Genomic DNA, 16,251 nt, shown 5'->3' with positions numbered 1-16,251 from the left:
CCGAGAGACACGAGGAACGAGAAGACATGAGCATGACCCCGGAACAGGCGGCGTGGTTCCGCGACACCTTCACGCGCCTCGTCGACAACGTCGACCAGGCCCTGCTCGGCAAGCGCGAGGTGGTGGGCCTCGTGCTCTCGGCGATGCTCGCCGAAGGCCACGTGCTGCTGGAGGACGCGCCGGGCACCGGCAAGACGAGCCTCGCCAAGGCGATCGCGGCGAGCGTGCAGGGCACGAGCACCCGCATCCAGTTCACGCCCGACCTGCTGCCCTCCGACGTCACCGGCGTCACGATCTACGACCAGCAGAACCACCGGTTCGAGTTCCACCGCGGCCCGGTGTTCGCCTCGATCGTGCTGGCCGACGAGATCAACCGTGCCTCACCGAAGACGCAGTCGGCCCTGCTGGAGGTCATGGAGGAGTCCCGCGTCACCGTGGACGGCGTCGCGCACGAGGTGGGCAGGCCGTTCCTCGTCATCGCGACGCAGAACCCCATCGAGCAGTCCGGCACGTACAAGCTGCCCGAGGCGCAGCTGGACCGCTTCATGCTGAAGACCTCGATCGGCTATCCCTCGCTCGCCGTCGCCGAGCGGATCCTCGCGGGCGCCGTCGACCGCAACCCCTCGGCGAACCTGTCGCCGGTCATCACGACCGGTGCCGTCGCCGACATGGCCGACCTCGCGGCATCCGTCCACATCGATCCCGCGGTCGCGCGCTACGCGGCGCAGCTGGTCGAGGCCACCCGCGCGTCGGAGGCCACGCGTCTCGGGGTCTCGGTGCGCGGCGCGATCTCGATGATGCGGGTCGCGAAGGTGTACGCCGCTTCGCAGGGCCGGCACTTCGTGATCCCCGACGACATCAAGACCCTCGCCGTGCCGGTGTGGGCGCACCGTCTCGTGCTCGACCCCGAGGCGGAGTTCTCCGGCACCACTGCTGAGACCGTCGTCCAGCGTGCGCTCACGGCGGTCGAGGCTCCGCTCGCGCGGGCCGCGAGCTGATGACCCAGGCGCCGGAGACCCTGGCCCCGTCGCGCCGTGCGCGACGGGACGCCGGCGTGTCCGGCGCACCCGTCGCACCGGATACGCAGCCGGCGGACGACGTCGCGGAAGAGGCGACGGATGCCGGGGCGACCCTCGTCGCGGCGCGCGAGGCGACCCGGGGCGAGAAGTGGCGGGAGCGCGTCGAGTCGGCGTGGCGGTCCACCGCCCGCGTCGGCCGTGCCGTCGCCGAGGTCATCCGCCCGCTCGGCTGGGTGCTGATCGCCTCGACCGTCGTGGTGTGGTGGCTCGCGCTCGCGTTCGGCTGGGAGGAGTTCCTCGTCGCCGCCGCCGTGCTGTCGGCCGTGATCGTGCTGTGCGTCGCGTTCCTGTTCGGCCGCACGAGCTACGACATCGAGCTCGACCTCACCCGCACGCACGTCGTCGTCGGCGAACGGGCGGTCGGCGGTCTCACGCTCGTCAACAACACCTCCCGCACGATCCTGCCGTCCGAGGTCGTGCTGCCCGTCGGCGCCGGCCGCGGCGTCTTCCAGGTGCCGCGCCTGGCGCCCGCGCAGGAGCACGAGGAGGTCTTCGCGATCCCGACGTCGCGGCGCGGCGTGCTGTCGGTGGGTCCCGTCAGCGTCCGGCGGGGCGATCCGCTCGGCCTCTTCGAGCGCACCAACGACCGGCGCCAGGCCGTGGACCTGTACGTCCACCCGCGGACGACGAGCCTCGACGGCCTCTCGCTCGGCCACCTGCGCGACCTCGAGGGCCTGCCGGCGCAGCACCTGTCCCGCGACGACGTGTCGTTCCACGCCCTGCGCGAATACCAGCCGGGCGATGACCTCCGGCATGTGCACTGGAAGTCGACGGCCCGGGTCGGCGAGGTCATGGTCCGCCAGTACGAGGAGACCCGTCGCTCGCACTTCGTCGTCGGCCTGTCGACGCACCCCGACGAGTACCGCGACCCGGAGGAGTTCGAGGTCGCGATCTCCGCCGCGGCGTCGGTGGGTCTGCGGGCGCTGCGCGACTCCCGCATCCTCGATGCGCGCACGCAGCACGGTCCCGTCCGCTCGATCACGGCGCGGCGCTTCCTCGACGAGCTGTCGATGCTCGAGCATTCACGTCCGCGCTCCGGCGGCGTCGTCGCGCTCGCCGGCTCGATCGCCGCGCACGCCCCGCAGGCGGCGGTCGTCGTGCTCGTGACCGGATCGAAGACGGATGCCGCGGACCTGCGCCTGGCGTGCTCGCGGCTGCCGCTGGGCGTGCGCGCGCTCGCGATCGTCGCGGACTCCCGCGTGGACGCGCCGGCCCTCAAGCGCATCGGCGAGGCCGACGTCGTCACGATCGGCGACCTCGACCAGCTCCCGCGTGCCGTGCGGAAGGTGCTGTCGTGAGAGCCGCCGCCCGCTCGACCCGCATCGTGCTGGTCGACCTGGCCGCCGCCGCGCTGATGCTGCTCGTGTCGGTCATCGGCTTCGCGCCCACGTTCGACTCGCCCCAGTACCTCGTGGCCGCCCTCGGCGGCCTCGCGCTGGGTCTCGCGCTGGCGTGGCTGGGCGCCCGTCAGCGGTGGGGGATCCTGAGCCTCGCCGGTGCGACGGTGGGCGCGTACATCGTCTTCGGCGGCGCGCTCGCGCTGCCCCACACCGCGCTCCTGGGCATCGTGCCCACCCTCGACACCCTGCAGCAGCTGGCGATCGGCACCGTCACGTCCTGGAAGCAGTTGCTGACCACGGTGCCGCCGGTCGCGGCAGCCGACGGTCACCTCATCGTCCCCTTCATCCTCACCCTCGTCGGGGGCGTGCTGACGGGCTCGCTCGCGCTGCGCGCGCGCCACGCCGCGTGGGCCCTGCTGCCGGCGGTCGTCGTGCTGGTGGCGACGATCCTGCTGGGCGTGGCGCAGCCGGCGGCGCCGATCGTGCAGGGCGTGCTCCTCGCCGTCGTCGCCATCGTCTGGCTCGCGCTGCGTCGCTCGTGGGAGCACGACCGCGCCGCCGTCCGCGTCGAGTCGGCAGGGGCGTCGGATGCCGAGTCGGTGCGGAGCTCCCGCACGCGCCGCCTCGTGGCCGCCGGTGCCGTGCTGGCCGTCGCGACCGGCGTCGGCGTCACGACCGCCGCCGTCGCCGCGCCGCCGGTGCCGCGCTACATCCTGCGCGACTTCGTCGTGCCGCCGTTCGACATCACGCAGTACCCGAGCCCGCTGCAGAGTTTCCGCGGCTACGTCCGCGACGACGCCGACACCACCCTGTTCACCGTGACCGGGCTCCCCGAGGACGGCCGGGTGCGGCTGGCGACGATGGACGCGTACGACGGCATCGTCTACAACGTCTCCGACGACGGCGCCGGCTCGTCCAGCGCCTTCACCCCGATCCGCTCGAACATGTCGCCGGCCGCGGAGGGCACACCCGCCACGGTGCGCGTCGAGATCGGCGAGCTCGCCGGCGTGTGGGTGCCCGATGTCGGGTCGGTCCGTTCGTTCGCCTTCGACGGTCCGCGCGCCGCGGAGCTGGCCCGCACGACGCACTTCAACGACGCGACCGGCACCGCCGTGGCCCCCGGCGGCCTCGCCGCCGGCGACGCGTACACGATGACCACCGTCGTGCCCGAGCAGCCGTCCGACGCGGCACTGGCCGACGTGCCGTTCGCCGCGCTGAAGATGCCCAAGCAGACCGGCATTCCGGAGAAGATCGCCGATCTCGCGTCGAAGGCGGTCGCCGACGCCGAGACGCCCATCGAGCGGGCGCGGGCGCTGGAGAGCTGGCTGCACACCGACGGGTTCTTCAGCCACGGTCTCGCCGACGACGTGCTCTCGCTCTCGGGGCACGGGGCGAGCCGCATCACGACGCTCTTCGGCGGCGACCAGATGATCGGCGACGACGAGCAGTACGCCGTCGCGATGGCGCTCATGGCGACCCAGCTCGGCATACCGGCGCGCGTCGTGATGGGGTGGCACCCGGGTGAGGACGGCCAGGGCGGCGCCGTCTTCACGGCCACCGGCGACAACCTGCACGCCTGGGTCGAGATCGCGTTCGAGAACGTCGGGTGGGTCACGTTCGACCCGACGCCCGACGAAGACAACCAGCCCAACGACCAGACCACGAAGCCGCGGGCCAACCCGAAGCCGCAGGTGCTGCAGCCGCCGCCGCCCGCGCAGGAGCCCGCCGACCTGCCGCCCGCGATCGCGGAGGACCGCGAGCAGGAGGACGACGAAGCCGCCGGCATCGACTGGCTCGGCCCGGTGCTGCTGTACGGCGGAATCGGCCTGGGCGTGCTGCTGCTGCTTGCCGCCCCCTTCATCGTGATGGGCGTCGTCAAGGGCGCCCGCCGCGCCCGCCGACGCAGCGCCGCACGCACCGCCGACCGCATCTCGGGCGGCTGGGACGAGCTCGTCGACTCGGCCGTCGACCTGCGTGCCCCCGTCGTCGCCGGGGCGACTCGTAGCGAGAGCGCCGCCGTCGTGGGGGCGGCGTTCGCCCAGCCGCGGGTCACCGAGCTCGCCACCCGCGCCGATCTCGACGTCTACGGTCCGGGCGATCCCGCGCCCGAGGACGTGGAGGCGTTCTGGCGCGAGGTGGACGATATCGTCGGTGAGATGAGAGGGTCCACGTCGCTGTGGCAGCGCCTGCGCGCGCGGCTGAGCCTGCGGTCGCTGCGCCGCGGTGGCACGGCGGGTGGACCGGCCGCGCTGTGGCGCGCGGCGGGGAGCGGCATCGGCGGGGCGATCGGGAGCCTCCGCACCCGCGTGCAGGGGACGTGGGCGGCGCGGAAGGGCAGCCGATGAGCGCGGCGCCGGATCTCGCACGCCGCCCGGCCCTGCTCGGCCGGCGGATCGGGGCGTACCTCATCGACGGTGCGGTGGCCCTCATCGTGCTGCTGGTGGCGGCCGCCGTGCTCGGCGGCATCTCGCTGGGCACCGAGGGCGGATTCCCGCTCATCGCCGCCAGCATCGGCGCCTACGCCGTCGCGATCGGCTGGTTCTTCGTCTACTCGCTGATGCAGGGCGGCGGCGGGTCGATCGGCATGCGGGCGCTCGGCCTGCGTCTCGTGCGCGACAGCGACGACGCCCCGCTCGGGTTCAGCCGTGCCCTGCTGCGCAACGTCATCTGGGGCCTCGGCTCCGCCATCATCGTGGGCATGTTCTCGCCGCTGTTCGACCCGACGCCCTGGCGTCGCGGCTGGCACGATCAGGTCTCCGGCGCCGTCATGGCCGACATCGCCGGTCACGGCGCGGTGGTCGCGGCGCCGGCGACGACGGCGAGCGGAGCGGGAGCGACGACGGATGCCGGGGCCACCCCGCGCACCGGCATCCCTGGTCCCCTGGGAAAGCCCGCCTCGTACCCGGCGCCGTACCCCGCCCCGGCGATCGCAGCGGATCCCGCGGCCGAGCCCGACGAGCGCACCGTCATCAGTCCCGCCACGGCCGCCGCCGCACCCCCGGCCGGTGTCATCTCGTTCGTGCCGGGCGTCACCTCGCCGGGACGGCCGGCGGCGGTGCCCGGCGCGGCCGTGCCCGGCGCGGCAGGGTCCGGTGCGGCAGGGCCCGTCGTCCCGACGGTGTCGGCTCCCGCCGCGACACCCCCGGCGGCGCCCGTCCCGCCGGCTCCCGCCCCGGCATCCGCCCGGCACCCCTCGGTCCTGCCGGATCTCGTCGACCAGACGCGCTTGTCCACGGGCGAGAAGGTCCTCGCGCGACTGGCGTGGGACGACGGCGCGACGCAGGCCGTCTACGGTCGCACGCTGTTCGGCCGCAACCCCGTGCCCGAAACCGGCGCCATGGTCTGTCCGATCCGCGACGAGACGCTGTCGCTGTCGAAGACGCACTTCGAGCTCCTCCCCGCGCCCGACGGCGACGTCGATCCGGCGCTGTGGGTCATCGACCGTCACTCCACGAACGGCGTCGTCGTGCGCCGCGGCGCCGAGCGTCGGCCGGCCGTGCCGGGTGAGCCCACCCGGGTGCGGATGGGCGATGTGCTCGAGTTCGGCGACCGGCAGGTGCGGATCGAGGTCGCCCCATGATCGATGCGCCCATCCACGTGCGCGCTGCCGCCGCCTCGCACACCGGGCTCCGGCGCCGCGTCAATGAGGACTCCTTCCTCGCCGACGCCCCGCTGTTCCTCGTCGCCGACGGCATGGGCGGACACGACGCGGGGGACCGGGCCAGCGCTGCGGTCGTCGCGGAGTTCGCGCAGCTCGTGGGTGCGCCGAGCCTCGGCATCGACCAGGTGCGCGCGGCGCTGCGCCGGTCGCGCGTCCGCGTCGAGGCGATTGCGAGCGACGGGCGAGCCGCCGGCACGACCCTCACCGGTGTCGCCATCGCCGAGGTCGGCGGCGTCGGATACTGGCTCACGGTCAACGTGGGCGACTCCCGCACGTACCGATTCGCGAACGGCCTGCTGGAGCAGATCAGCGTCGACCACTCCGTCGTGCAGGAACTGCTCGACGCGGGGCTCCTCTCCGGAGAGGATGCCGTCACCGACAGTCGGCGCAACGAGATCACCCGGGCGATCGGGGCGGGCAGCGACGGGCAGGCGGACTACTGGATGGTCCCCGCCGAGCCCGGCGACCGCATCCTGGTGTGCTCCGACGGTCTGTCCGGCGAGCTGTCGGCCGCGCGGCTGCGCGACATCCTCGCCGACGAGGCCGACCCGGCCGATGCGGCCACCCGGCTGATCCACGAGGCGCTCGTGCACGGCGGCCGCGACAACATCACGGCGGTCGTCGTCGACGCGCTCGCCGTCACCGGCTACGACGACGTGTTCGACACGGCTCCCGCCGGTGCACGCCGCGGCGACGCCGACAGCGACACCCGGCCGCGCGCCGGGACGAGGGGAGACGGTCGATGACCGAGCGAACGCTGGTGCGCTACCGCCCGGCCGCGACCGGATGGTGGGTCGCCGCCGAGAACGGCGCGGTCGCGGTGCTCGCCCCGGCGGTGTCGGCGGGGACAGCGACGGCGGTGTGGCGCAAGGTCGGCGGAGGTGGCATCGGCGCGGTGATCGAAGCCCTCACCGGAGCGTTCGGCACGTCGCTCAGCGCGATCCCGCCGTTCGCGCTGGCCGTCGCCGAAGCCGGCGGCGTGCGCGTCGCGGTCCGCGGCGCCGTCGAGGTGGTCGTCGAGGGCGACGGCGGAGCCGAGTCGGTCTCCGGCGAAGGCGTCGCGACGTGGACGGAGCGGTTCCTTCCCGGCGCGACGCGCATCACGATCGTCCCTGAGCCCGCGGCCGACGCGGGCGGGGACGCGGGCGTGGGCGGGGGCGCCGACGCGGCCGATGAGAACGTGCCGCTGCGCTCCGGCGTCGTCCGCGCCGTCATGATCGTCGCGGACCTGCCCGCGGTACCGGCCGGGGCGGGCGCGACGGGTGCGGGCGCGAGCGCGTCGTCGGCGGACGGGACGTCGGCGTCTGCGCCGCGCGACGCAGAGGTGCCGGCGGATGCTGCGGTGGCGGCCGATGCCGCAGGGGCGGATGCCGCCGTGCCGGCGGATGCCGCAGCAGCGGCGGACGCCGCGACGCCCGAGGGCGAGACCACGACGGAGACCCTGAGTCAGACGCAGGATGCCGCCGACACGCTCCTGCCCATGGCGACCCAGCAGCCGAGCGACGCCGCCGATGATGAGCGCGTGCTGTGGAGCGAGACCGTCGCCCGGCCGTCCGCGGTCCTGCCCGCCGCCCTGCCCGACGACGGCGGCGACCATGACGATCAGGTCGGCCTCGATGACGGCGACCACGACGGCGAGACCATCGCGGCATCGGGCCGTCCGCGCGGCCTTCCGCCGGCCCCCGTCTACGCCGCATCCGCCCCCGCACCTGCGCCGGTGTCCGCGCCGGCGCCGCCGTCCGCGGGGAGCGTGCTGGGCGACCACGACGGCGAGACCATCGCGGTCGCCGACATGCGGGCGATGCGCGCCGCGGAGCCCGACCGCTACGAGTCCACCGACAGCGTTCCCGCCCGGCATCCCGCGCGCGGCCGCATCCGGCTGTCGACCGGGCGGGTCGTCGAACTGGAGCGCCCCGTCATCATCGGTCGCCGCCCCAAGTCGACGCGGACCTCGGGTTCCGACCTTCCGACGCTCGTCGCCGTCGACAGCCCGGAGCAGGACATCTCGCGCAGTCACGTCGAGATCCGCGCCGAGGGCGAGCACGTGCTCGTCACCGACCTCGACACGACGAACGGCACAGTGCTGCTGCGCGGCGGTCAGGAGCCGGTGCGGCTGCATCCGGGGGAGCCGACCATGGTGATCACCGGGGACGTGCTCGACCTCGGCGACGGCGTCACGGTCGCCTTCGAGGATCTGCCGTGAGTGCCGCGAAGCGTCCGCCCGCGCCGCCGCCGGCACTCGCGGGTTTCACGTACCTCGACGTTCTCGGGTCCGGCGGCTTCGCCGACGTCTACCTCTACGAGCAGCATCTGCCGCGGCGCCGCGTCGCGGTGAAGGTCATGCTCGAGGGACGCATGGCGGGAGGCGCGGCAGAGCAGTTCGCCGCCGAGGCGAACGTGATGGCGCTGCTGTCGACGCATCCGGCGATCGTCACGATCTATCAGGCAGGGGTCTCCGACGACGGCCGGCCGTACCTCGTGATGGAGTACTGCCCGCGCCCGAACCTGCAGGTGCGCTCGCGCGCCGCGGCGTTCTCGGTGGCCGAGGCGCTCCGCGTCGGGGTGCAGGTCGCGGCGGCCGTCGAGACGGCGCATCGCGCCGGCATCCTGCATCGCGACATCAAACCGGCGAACATTCTCGTCACGGAATACAACCGTCCCGCGCTCACGGACTTCGGCATCGCAACCACGGCGGATGCCGTGGAGTCGTCGGCCGGCATGTCGATCCCCTGGTCGCCGCCGGAGTCGTTCACCGACCAGCCGGAGTCGGGCGTCGCGACCGACGTCTACGCCCTCGGCGCGACGGTGTACACCCTGCTGGCCGGCCGGTCGCCGTTCGAGCAGCCCGGCGGCCGCAACGGCGGCGCCGATCTCATCCAGCGGATCGAAAGCCAGCCGGTGCCGCGCCTGGAGCGCGCCGACGCCCCGGCGTCGCTGCAGGCGGTGCTCGAGCGAGCGATGGCCAAGCGCCCCGGCGACCGCTTCGAGTCCGCCGTCGCGTTCGCCCGCGCCCTGCAGCGCGTGCAGATCGAGCTCGCGCACTCCGTCACCCCGATCGACATCCTCGACGACGCTCCGGACGAGGACACCCAGGACCCGGATGTCGACGGCGAGCTGACCCGCGTCCGCGGCATCGTCTCGATCGAACCGCAGACCGGTCCGGCCGCGGGCCCTACCCGGCGGCGCGACCACCCCGATGCCCACGCCGCCGCGACGGCATCGTGGGCGCCGCCCGTGACCGACGCCGGCGACACGGCCGACCCGACGGTCCTGCGCGGTCCGGTCTCGATCGTGCCGGAGGCGACCGTCGCGGACACCGGGTTCGCTCCCACCTCCGCGGCCACCGACGCCGTCGACACCGCGACGGTCCGCCGCCGGCCGATGGAGACGCCGCAGGCCCCGGCGACCCCGGCCGCGCCCGGCGGCCCGGCAGCCGGCGGTGCCGGCGCCCCGGGTGCGCCGACCGTTCCGCCGGCCCACGGCGGTGACGCCGCGGGCGGGTCCGCGGGCGGAGGCCCCGCGGGCGGGCCGGCCGCGCCGCGGTCGCGTCGCGGCCTGTGGATCGGCGCGGGCATCGCCGCCGCCGTCGTCGTGGTCGGCGGCATCGCGCTCGGCGCGAGCCTCATCGCCCCGGCGGTGCAGGAGCCGGTCGAGAGCCCCCCGGCATCCGTCGCCCCGCAAGACCCCATCGGCGACGTCGTGCCGGCCGTCGCCGATCTCACCGGCTCGGTGCAGGGCGCCGACGCCGTGTTCACCTGGACGAACCCCGATCCGCAGGAGGGTGACGCCTACCTCTGGCACGTCGTCACGCTCACCGGCAACGGGCAGGACGAGCGCGTCGAGGCGACGACGGTCACCCTGCCCGCCGACCCCGGCGGCACCACCTGCATCGAGGTCACCCTGCTTCGTTCGACCGGGCGCGCCGGCCCGGTGACCCGGGAGTGCACATCGTGACCGACGTCGAAGACACCGTTCCCCCCGCAGGCGTCGCCGAGCCCGGTCCCGGCAAGACCGACGTGACCGTCGAGTTCGCCGGCGAGTACGTCACGGTCCCCTCCGGCACCCGGTTCACGATCGGTCGCGAGGGCGACCTCGCGATCGACGACAACCGGTTCCTGCATCGTCACTTCCTCTCCCTCGAGCAGGCCGGCGGGCTGTGGTGGCTGATCAACATCGGCGCGCGACTGTCGGCGACCGTCACCGACACCGAGGGGCGCGTGCAGGCGCAGCTCGCGCCGGGCGCGCGGCTGCCGATCGTCTTCGGCGTGACGACGGTGGTCTTCTCCGCCGGCGCGACGACCTACGAGTTGTCGGTGCACTCCGCGCAGCCGGCGTTCCGCGAGACGCCGCGCCAGGTCGACGACGGCGGGCTGTCCACCATCGGGGCGGTGCCGCTGACGCCGAGTCAGAAGCTGCTCATCGTGGCGCTCGCCGAGCCGGTGCTGCGGCGCGAGGGCACCGGCATGAGCGAGCTGCCGACCTCGGCCGCGGCGGCGCAGCGCCTGGGGTGGAGCATCACCCGCTTCAACCGCAAGCTCGACAACGTCTGCGACAAGCTCGACCGTCAGGGCGTGCCGGGGCTCCGCGGCGGCGTCACGTCGTCGGCGACCAACCGCCGCGTGCGCCTGGTGGAGCACGCCGTGTCCTCGCGTCTGGTGACCCGCAACGACCTCGTGATGCTCGACGATCCGGAGCGCTACGCCTCCGAGACCCCCGCCGCCTGCCGCCCCTGACCCGCGCCCGTCGCCCCTCGCCCCGCTGACCCCGCGCCTCTCTTCTTCGCCGAGTGCGCCCATTCCCGCCGAGAGGGCCCGGTGCAGACCGTCCATAGCGGGCGCACTGGGCGACAACGGGCCCGCTCGGCGGGACCCGCGACCGCGAGGCCGCGCACCCCAGCCCCGCACCCTTCTTCTTCGAGTGCGCCCTTTCCCGCCGAGAGGGCCCGGTGCAGACCGTCCATAACGGGCGCACTGGGCGACAATGGGCCCGGTCGGCGAGACCCGCGAGCGCGAGACCCGCGCAGCGCGCCAGCCGCGCAACCCGCGAGCCCGCGCACCCCAGCGCCGCACCCGTCAGCCGCGGGAGTGGCCGAGCACCTTGACGATGATGCCGCGGCGGCGCAGCTCCGCGATGGCGTGCGTCTCCTCGTCCACGGTGCGCCCCAGCGCGTGCTTGTCGGCGACGACCACGACATCGCCGGCGGTCAGGCGGCCGAACAGGCGGGTGAGGCGCTCGGACCACGTCTCGCCGGTTTCCGGGGCCGGATGCCGGAACCCCTCGATCGGCACCCCGAACCCCGCGAGAGCGTCGCGCTGCGCGATGACCGAGGGCAGGTCGTCGCGCGCGACGACGAGGCCGACCAGGCGCGATCCGGCGGGGCGAGCCGCCCACCAGTCGTTCTCCGACACGATGACCGGAACGGCCTCGGTCGTCGCCGGCAGCGCGACCGATTCGGCGTAGTCCGCCGGTGCGCGGCCCCCGGCATCCGCTGCAGGGGACGTCGAGACTGGTCCATCGGTCATGAAAGCTCCTTCGCCCGGGATCCCATTCTGACCTATGCCCCGTCGTCGTCGCGCAGGCGCAGCTCGAGGCTCAGCTGGTCGGCGTCGAGCTCGGCCATGCGGTGGCGGAGCGCCGCCGTGCTGAAGGTCCCGCCCGTCGAGACCGCGATCAGCCGCGTGCGCATGACCTCGATGACCGCGAGCTGCAGCTCGAGCAGCTCGCGGGCGTGCGCGCTCCAGTCCTCGCTGGGCGGCTCGGCGTAACGCAGCCCCGTCTGCTGCAGCAGTTCAGCGTCGAAGGGCGTCCCGTCGCGCCGCGGGAGGTGCGCCCCCGTCGCGACGGCCGCGGCCGCCGCGGTGCGCAGCTCGTCATCGAGCCGCTCACGCTCGTCGCTGTCGGACGCCTCGGCGGGGTCGCTCAGCCGCAGCTTGCGCACGACCCACGGGAGCGTGAAGCCCTGCAGCATGAGACTGACCAGTGCGACGACGAAGGCGATGTAGATGAGCTCGGGACGCGATTCGACCGTCCGCGGGATGGTCTGCGCGGCCGCGAGGGTGACGACCCCGCGCATCCCCGCCCACACGATGACGGTGCCGTGCTTCCAGCCGAGCGGCGACGACTGGTAGTAGTCCAGGTCGGCGAGGGCCCGCGACACGCGCCCCCGCATCGAGGTGAGCCGGCGCTCGGCCTGCTGCGGGCTCGGCGTCTTGCGCAGGCGTCCGCGGGGTGCCGGGCGCTCCGGCCACCCCTCCTCCGCGATCTGATCGAGGCGCGCATCGAAGCTCTCCAGCCGCGAGCGGTCGGCGCGCTGTCCGACAGGCGCTGCTCGGGGGTGAACCAGCGCTGCGCGCCCTGACCGGCGACGAGCCCCGCGACGACGGCGGCGACCAGGCCCGACCCGTTCAGGTGCTCCACGGGAAGGTACGCCACGAACGGCACCGTGAAGCCGATGGCGGTGGATGCCGGGGAGTTGCGCACCCACGAGCGCAGCCGCATCGCGAGCCACCCGATGACCGCGCCGATGGTCACGGCGATGAACACCGCCCACGCGAACGCGCCCACGGCCGAGCCGAACGAGAATACCCCGGCGGCGACGGCCAGCAGGGCCGTCCGCAGCAGCACGAGGGCCGTGGCGTCGTTCAGCAGGCTCTCGCCCTCGAGCATCGTGACGACGCGCGGCGCGATGCCGAGGCGTTTCGCGATCCCTGTGGCCACGGCATCCGTCGGACTGAGGATGGCGCCGAGGGCGATGCCGAGCGCGAACCCGACTCCCGGCAGCAGCAAGGAGAAGAAGAGGCCGAGGACGAGCGAGGTGACGACGACGAGAACGACGGCGAGTCCCGCGATCGGCGTGAAGTCGCGCCGGAACTCGATCGCCGGGAGGCGCACCGCCGCGGCGTACAGCAGCGGTGGGAGCACGCCGACGAGGATCCACTCCGGGTCGATCTCGGGGACGTCGATGAACGGCACGAGCCCGATCGCGAGCCCCAGCGCGACGAGCAGCAGGGGGCCGGCGACGCCGAGCCGCTGCGCGAGGGTCGTGACGACGGCGACCGCGACCACGCCGACGAGGATGACCAGCAGCAGGTCCATCGGGTCAGATCACGCCCAACTCGCGCACGGCGTCGCGCTCCGCGAGGAGCTCGGCGACCGACGCGTCGATGCGGGCGCGGGCACGGGCGTCGATCTCCAGCCCGTCGACGATGCGGTATCCGCCGCCGTCACTCGTCACCGGGAAGGACGAGTACACGCCCTCCGCGACGCCGTACTCGCCGTGCGAGAGCACGGCGGCGCTCGTCCAGCCCGCACCCGTGCCGAGCACGCTGTCGCGGACGTGGGCGATGGCCGCGTTCGCCGCCGACGCCGCGGACGACGACCCGCGGACGGCGATGATCTCCGCGCCGCGCTTCGCGACCCGGGGGACGAACTCGTCATCGAGCCAGGATGCCGCGGCATCCGCCCCGCCGAAACGCTCGGCGAGCGCGTCGGGCACCGGCCGTCCGTCGACGGTCGCGTGCGACACGTCGGGGAACTGCGTGGCGGAGTGGTTGCCCCAGATCGTGACGTTCTGAATGCCGGCGCTCGCGGCGCCGAGGGCGGCGGAGAGCTGTCCGACGGCGCGGTCGTGGTCAAGGCGTGTGAGGGCGGCGAAGCGGTCGCCCGGGATGTCGGGGGCCGCCGCCGCGGCGATCAACGCGTTCGTGTTGGCGGGATTGCCGACCACGACGACGCGGATGTCGTCTGCGGCATGTGCGTTCAGCGCGGCGCCCTGCGGGCCGAAGATGCCGGCGTTGGCGGCGAGCAGGTCGGCGCGCTCCATGCCGGCGGTGCGGGGGCGCGCGCCGACGAGCATCGCGATGTTCGCGCCGTCGAAGGCGGTGGCCGCGTCGTCGGTGATCTCGACGGACTGCAGCAGCGGGAACGCGCAGTCCTGCAATTCGAGCGCGGCGCCCTCGGCCGCCTTGAGTCCCTGCGGGATCTCCAGCAGGCGCAGCCGCACCGGACGATCGGCTCCGAGCATGTCGCCGGCGGCGATGCGGAACAGCAGCGCGTAGCCGATCTGGCCGCCCGCGCCGGTGACGGTGATTGTCGTGGCATCCATGGATCCGAGCCTACGGCCGTGCTGTCACAGGCGGTACGGTGAGCGTATGACGTTCAACAGCAACGCCGACGTGAGCGGGAGCGGCGCGAAGCGGCGCGGCCCCGGCGGCGGAGCGATCGCCGGCGGCGTCGGCGGGCTCGGCGCGATCGCCGTCATCCTCCTGCAGCTGTTCACCAGCGGTGACTTCACCAGCCTGCTGGGAGGGTTCGGCGGGCAGGCCGCGCCGTCGCAGGAAACCGAGCTGACGAACTGCGAGACCGGAGCCGACGCCAACGCCGACGATGCGTGTCGCCTCGCGGCCGGCTCGAAGTCGATCAACACGTTCTGGTCGTCGGTCGTGCAGGGCTATCGGCCCCCGCAGCTGATCATCGTCGACGGCTCGACCCCGACATCTTGCGGCACGGCCTCCAACGCGACGGGCCCGTTCTACTGCCCGCCGGAGGAGACCGTCTACATCGACCCGACGTTCTTCGACGTGCTCGAGCAGCAGTTCGGCGACGAGACGGGGCCGCTCGCGCAGCTGTACGTGCTGGCCCACGAGTACGGCCACCACATCCAGCAGATCACCGGCACCTTCGACCAGTACCCGAACAACGGCACCGGACCGACGAGCAACGGCGTCCGCACCGAACTGCAGGCGGACTGCTTCGCCGGCGCTTGGGTCGCCAATGCCGCGCAGACGACGGATGCCGAGGGTGTGCCGTTCTTGCAGGCACCCACCGAGGATCAGATCCGTGACGCGCTCGAGGCGGCTGCCACCGTCGGCGACGATCACATCCAGGCGCAGTCCGGTCAGGTGAACCCGGAGAGCTGGACGCACGGCTCCAGCGAGCAGCGGCAGCGCTGGTTCGCGACCGGCTACAAGAGCGGCGTCTATGCCTGCGACACCTTCGCAGTGGGGAGCAACCTGTGAGCTCATCCTCCGGACCGGCGCACCTCGACGGCATCCTCTATCCCGAGATCGAACCGTACGAGACCGGCTTCCTCCTCGCCGGCGACGGGCAGCGGGTGTACTGGGAGCAGTCCGGCAACCCCGACGGCAAGCCGGTGGTGTTCCTGCATGGCGGACCGGGCGGGGCACGTCGCCGTGGCAGCGGCGGTTCTTCGACCCGGAGCGCTACCGGATCGTGCTGTTCGACCAGCGCGGCTGCGGCCGCTCGACGCCGCACATGAGCGCGCCCGACGCCGACCTGCGCTTCAACACGACGTGGCATCTCGTCGCCGACATCGAGCTGCTGCGGCGCAACCTCGGGATCGAGCGGTGGCAGGTGTTCGGCGGGTCGTGGGGCTCGACCCTGGCCCTCGCGTACGCGCAGAGCCACCCCGAGGCCGTCACCGAGCTCGTGCTGCGCGGGATCTTCACCCTGCGCCGGCACGAGCTGGAGTGGTTCTACGAGGGTGGTGCGGCGGCCCTGTACCCCGACCTGTGGGAGGACTACCTCGCCCCGATCCCCGTGCTCGAGCGGTCGCGTCTCATCGAGGCGTATCACCGCCGGCTGTCCGACCCCGATCCGGCGGTGCATGAGCCCGCGGCGGTCGCCTGGACGACGTGGGAGGCCTCGACGCTCACCCTGCTGCCCGATCCGGAGCTCGTCGCCTCGATGGCCGAGCCGACGGCTGCGGTCGCGTTCGCCCGAATCGAGAACCACTACTTCATGCACGGCGGGTGGCTCCGCGAGGGGCAGCTCATCGAGGAGGTGGGGGCGATCCGCGGCATCCCGGCGGTCATCGTGCAGGGCCGCTACGACGTGTGCACCCCGATCATGACCGCGTGGGACCTGCACCGGGCGTGGCCGGAGGCCGAGTTCGTCGTCGTGCCCGACGCCTCGCACTCGGCGACCGAGCCCGGGATCGCCCGCGCGCTGCGCGCGGCGACCGACCGCTTCGCCTCCTGACCGCCGCTGCGCCCCTCAGGTCCCGCCGAATCCTCACGTCTCGGCCGACCCCTCATCTCTGTGCGCGCGTGGACGCGAGGGTTCGGCGCAGGGATGAGGGCTCGGCGACCTGGGACCGCCGTGCCCGCCCGGCACGCTAGACTGGACGGACTTGCCGCACCGATTCCGGTGC

At 73.6% G+C, this 16,251-nt stretch carries 12 protein-coding genes and 3 pseudogenes; 10 read left to right on the top strand and 5 right to left on the bottom strand.

The window, feature by feature from the left end; translation table 11 throughout:
• Positions 1–26 precede the first annotated feature (26 nt).
• The 8 genes from JOD60_RS01085 to JOD60_RS01050 are packed head-to-tail and all read left to right on the top strand — an operon-like array spanning position 27 to position 10,813.
• Entirely contained in the window at positions 27–998 is a 972-nt protein-coding gene (locus JOD60_RS01085; RefSeq protein ID WP_076691842.1) for an AAA family ATPase, read from the top strand.
• A gap of 56 nt (positions 999–1,054) precedes the next feature.
• Entirely contained in the window at positions 1,055–2,377 is a 1,323-nt protein-coding gene (locus JOD60_RS01080; RefSeq protein WP_232321660.1) for a DUF58 domain-containing protein, read from the top strand.
• Complete coding sequence (locus JOD60_RS01075; protein ID WP_232321659.1) at positions 2,374–4,764, top strand: transglutaminase TgpA family protein; 2,391 nt, start codon at positions 2,374–2,376, stop codon at positions 4,762–4,764. The genes JOD60_RS01080 and JOD60_RS01075 overlap by 4 nt, the downstream gene beginning before the upstream one ends.
• Entirely contained in the window at positions 4,761–5,999 is a 1,239-nt protein-coding gene (locus JOD60_RS01070; protein WP_076692302.1) for an RDD family protein, read from the top strand. Before JOD60_RS01075 ends, JOD60_RS01070 begins: the two co-directional genes overlap by 4 nt.
• Positions 5,996–6,826 (top strand): PP2C family protein-serine/threonine phosphatase, encoded by an 831-nt coding sequence (locus JOD60_RS01065; RefSeq protein WP_076691840.1) that lies wholly within the window; start codon positions 5,996–5,998, stop codon positions 6,824–6,826. Before JOD60_RS01070 ends, JOD60_RS01065 begins: the two co-directional genes overlap by 4 nt.
• A complete protein-coding gene (locus JOD60_RS01060) occupies positions 6,823–8,283 on the top strand; it encodes an FHA domain-containing protein (RefSeq protein ID WP_076691839.1) in 1,461 nt (486 codons plus the stop codon). The genes JOD60_RS01065 and JOD60_RS01060 overlap by 4 nt, the downstream gene beginning before the upstream one ends.
• Positions 8,280–10,034: a serine/threonine-protein kinase gene (locus tag JOD60_RS01055; RefSeq protein WP_076691838.1), complete on the top strand. Its 1,755-nt coding sequence runs from the start codon at positions 8,280–8,282 to the stop codon at positions 10,032–10,034. The genes JOD60_RS01060 and JOD60_RS01055 overlap by 4 nt, the downstream gene beginning before the upstream one ends.
• Positions 10,031–10,813, top strand: a complete 783-nt coding sequence (locus tag JOD60_RS01050) for a hypothetical protein (protein ID WP_076692301.1) — start codon at positions 10,031–10,033, stop codon at positions 10,811–10,813. The genes JOD60_RS01055 and JOD60_RS01050 overlap by 4 nt, the downstream gene beginning before the upstream one ends.
• Before the next feature lie 339 nt (positions 10,814–11,152).
• On the opposite strand, the gene JOD60_RS01045 is transcribed toward JOD60_RS01050, so the two are convergent.
• The 5 genes and pseudogenes from JOD60_RS01045 to JOD60_RS01035 form a co-directional block, all read right to left on the bottom strand.
• Complete coding sequence (locus JOD60_RS01045; RefSeq protein ID WP_076691837.1) at positions 11,153–11,602, bottom strand: recombinase family protein; 450 nt, start codon at positions 11,600–11,602, stop codon at positions 11,153–11,155.
• 32 nt (positions 11,603–11,634) lie between these two features.
• Positions 11,635–12,048 carry a cation:proton antiporter gene (locus tag JOD60_RS16585; protein ID WP_232321802.1) on the bottom strand — a complete coding sequence of 138 codons (414 nt, stop codon included), beginning with the start codon at positions 12,046–12,048 and terminating at the stop codon, positions 11,635–11,637.
• A gap of 21 nt (positions 12,049–12,069) precedes the next feature.
• Positions 12,070–12,153, bottom strand: a pseudogene (locus JOD60_RS16580) (hypothetical protein); the annotation flags it as partial.
• 335 nt (positions 12,154–12,488) lie between these two features.
• Positions 12,489–13,175 (bottom strand): annotated as a pseudogene (locus JOD60_RS16575) (cation:proton antiporter domain-containing protein); the annotation flags it as partial.
• Positions 13,176–13,179: 4 nt separating this feature from the next.
• Positions 13,180–14,184 (bottom strand): malate dehydrogenase, encoded by a 1,005-nt coding sequence (locus JOD60_RS01035; RefSeq protein ID WP_076691836.1) that lies wholly within the window; start codon positions 14,182–14,184, stop codon positions 13,180–13,182.
• A gap of 46 nt (positions 14,185–14,230) precedes the next feature.
• Between JOD60_RS01035 and ypfJ the strand changes: the two genes are divergently transcribed.
• Both ypfJ and pip read left to right on the top strand, forming a co-directional pair.
• Positions 14,231–15,097 carry a KPN_02809 family neutral zinc metallopeptidase gene (gene ypfJ, locus JOD60_RS01030; protein ID WP_076691835.1) on the top strand — a complete coding sequence of 289 codons (867 nt, stop codon included), beginning with the start codon at positions 14,231–14,233 and terminating at the stop codon, positions 15,095–15,097.
• A pseudogene (gene pip / locus JOD60_RS01025) lies at positions 15,094–16,079 on the top strand (prolyl aminopeptidase). Before ypfJ ends, pip begins: the two are co-directional and overlap by 4 nt.
• The last annotated feature ends 172 nt before the right edge of the window (positions 16,080–16,251 follow it).

Origin of the sequence: Microbacterium aurum (assembly GCF_016907815.1) — a bacterium.
GTDB classification, from domain to species: Bacteria; Actinomycetota; Actinomycetes; order Actinomycetales; family Microbacteriaceae; genus Microbacterium; species Microbacterium aurum.
This window is presented reverse-complemented; position numbering and strand designations above follow the sequence as displayed.

What these genes read in the sequence shown, in the direction of transcription:
- JOD60_RS01085 (WP_076691842.1), top strand. Translation starts at nt 27, where the DNA reads ATGAGCATGACCCCGGAACAGGCGGCGTGGTTCCGCGACACCTTCACG.
- JOD60_RS01070 (WP_076692302.1), top strand. Translation starts at nt 4,761, where the DNA reads ATGAGCGCGGCGCCGGATCTCGCACGCCGCCCGGCCCTGCTCGGCCGG.
- JOD60_RS01065 (WP_076691840.1), top strand. Translation starts at nt 5,996, where the DNA reads ATGATCGATGCGCCCATCCACGTGCGCGCTGCCGCCGCCTCGCACACC.
- JOD60_RS01060 (WP_076691839.1), top strand. Translation starts at nt 6,823, where the DNA reads ATGACCGAGCGAACGCTGGTGCGCTACCGCCCGGCCGCGACCGGATGG.
- JOD60_RS01045 (WP_076691837.1), bottom strand. Translation starts at nt 11,602, where the DNA reads ATGACCGATGGACCAGTCTCGACGTCCCCTGCAGCGGATGCCGGGGGC.
- JOD60_RS16585 (WP_232321802.1), bottom strand. Translation starts at nt 12,048, where the DNA reads ATGCTGCAGGGCTTCACGCTCCCGTGGGTCGTGCGCAAGCTGCGGCTG.
- JOD60_RS01035 (WP_076691836.1), bottom strand. Translation starts at nt 14,184, where the DNA reads ATGGATGCCACGACAATCACCGTCACCGGCGCGGGCGGCCAGATCGGC.
- ypfJ (WP_076691835.1), top strand. Translation starts at nt 14,231, where the DNA reads ATGACGTTCAACAGCAACGCCGACGTGAGCGGGAGCGGCGCGAAGCGG.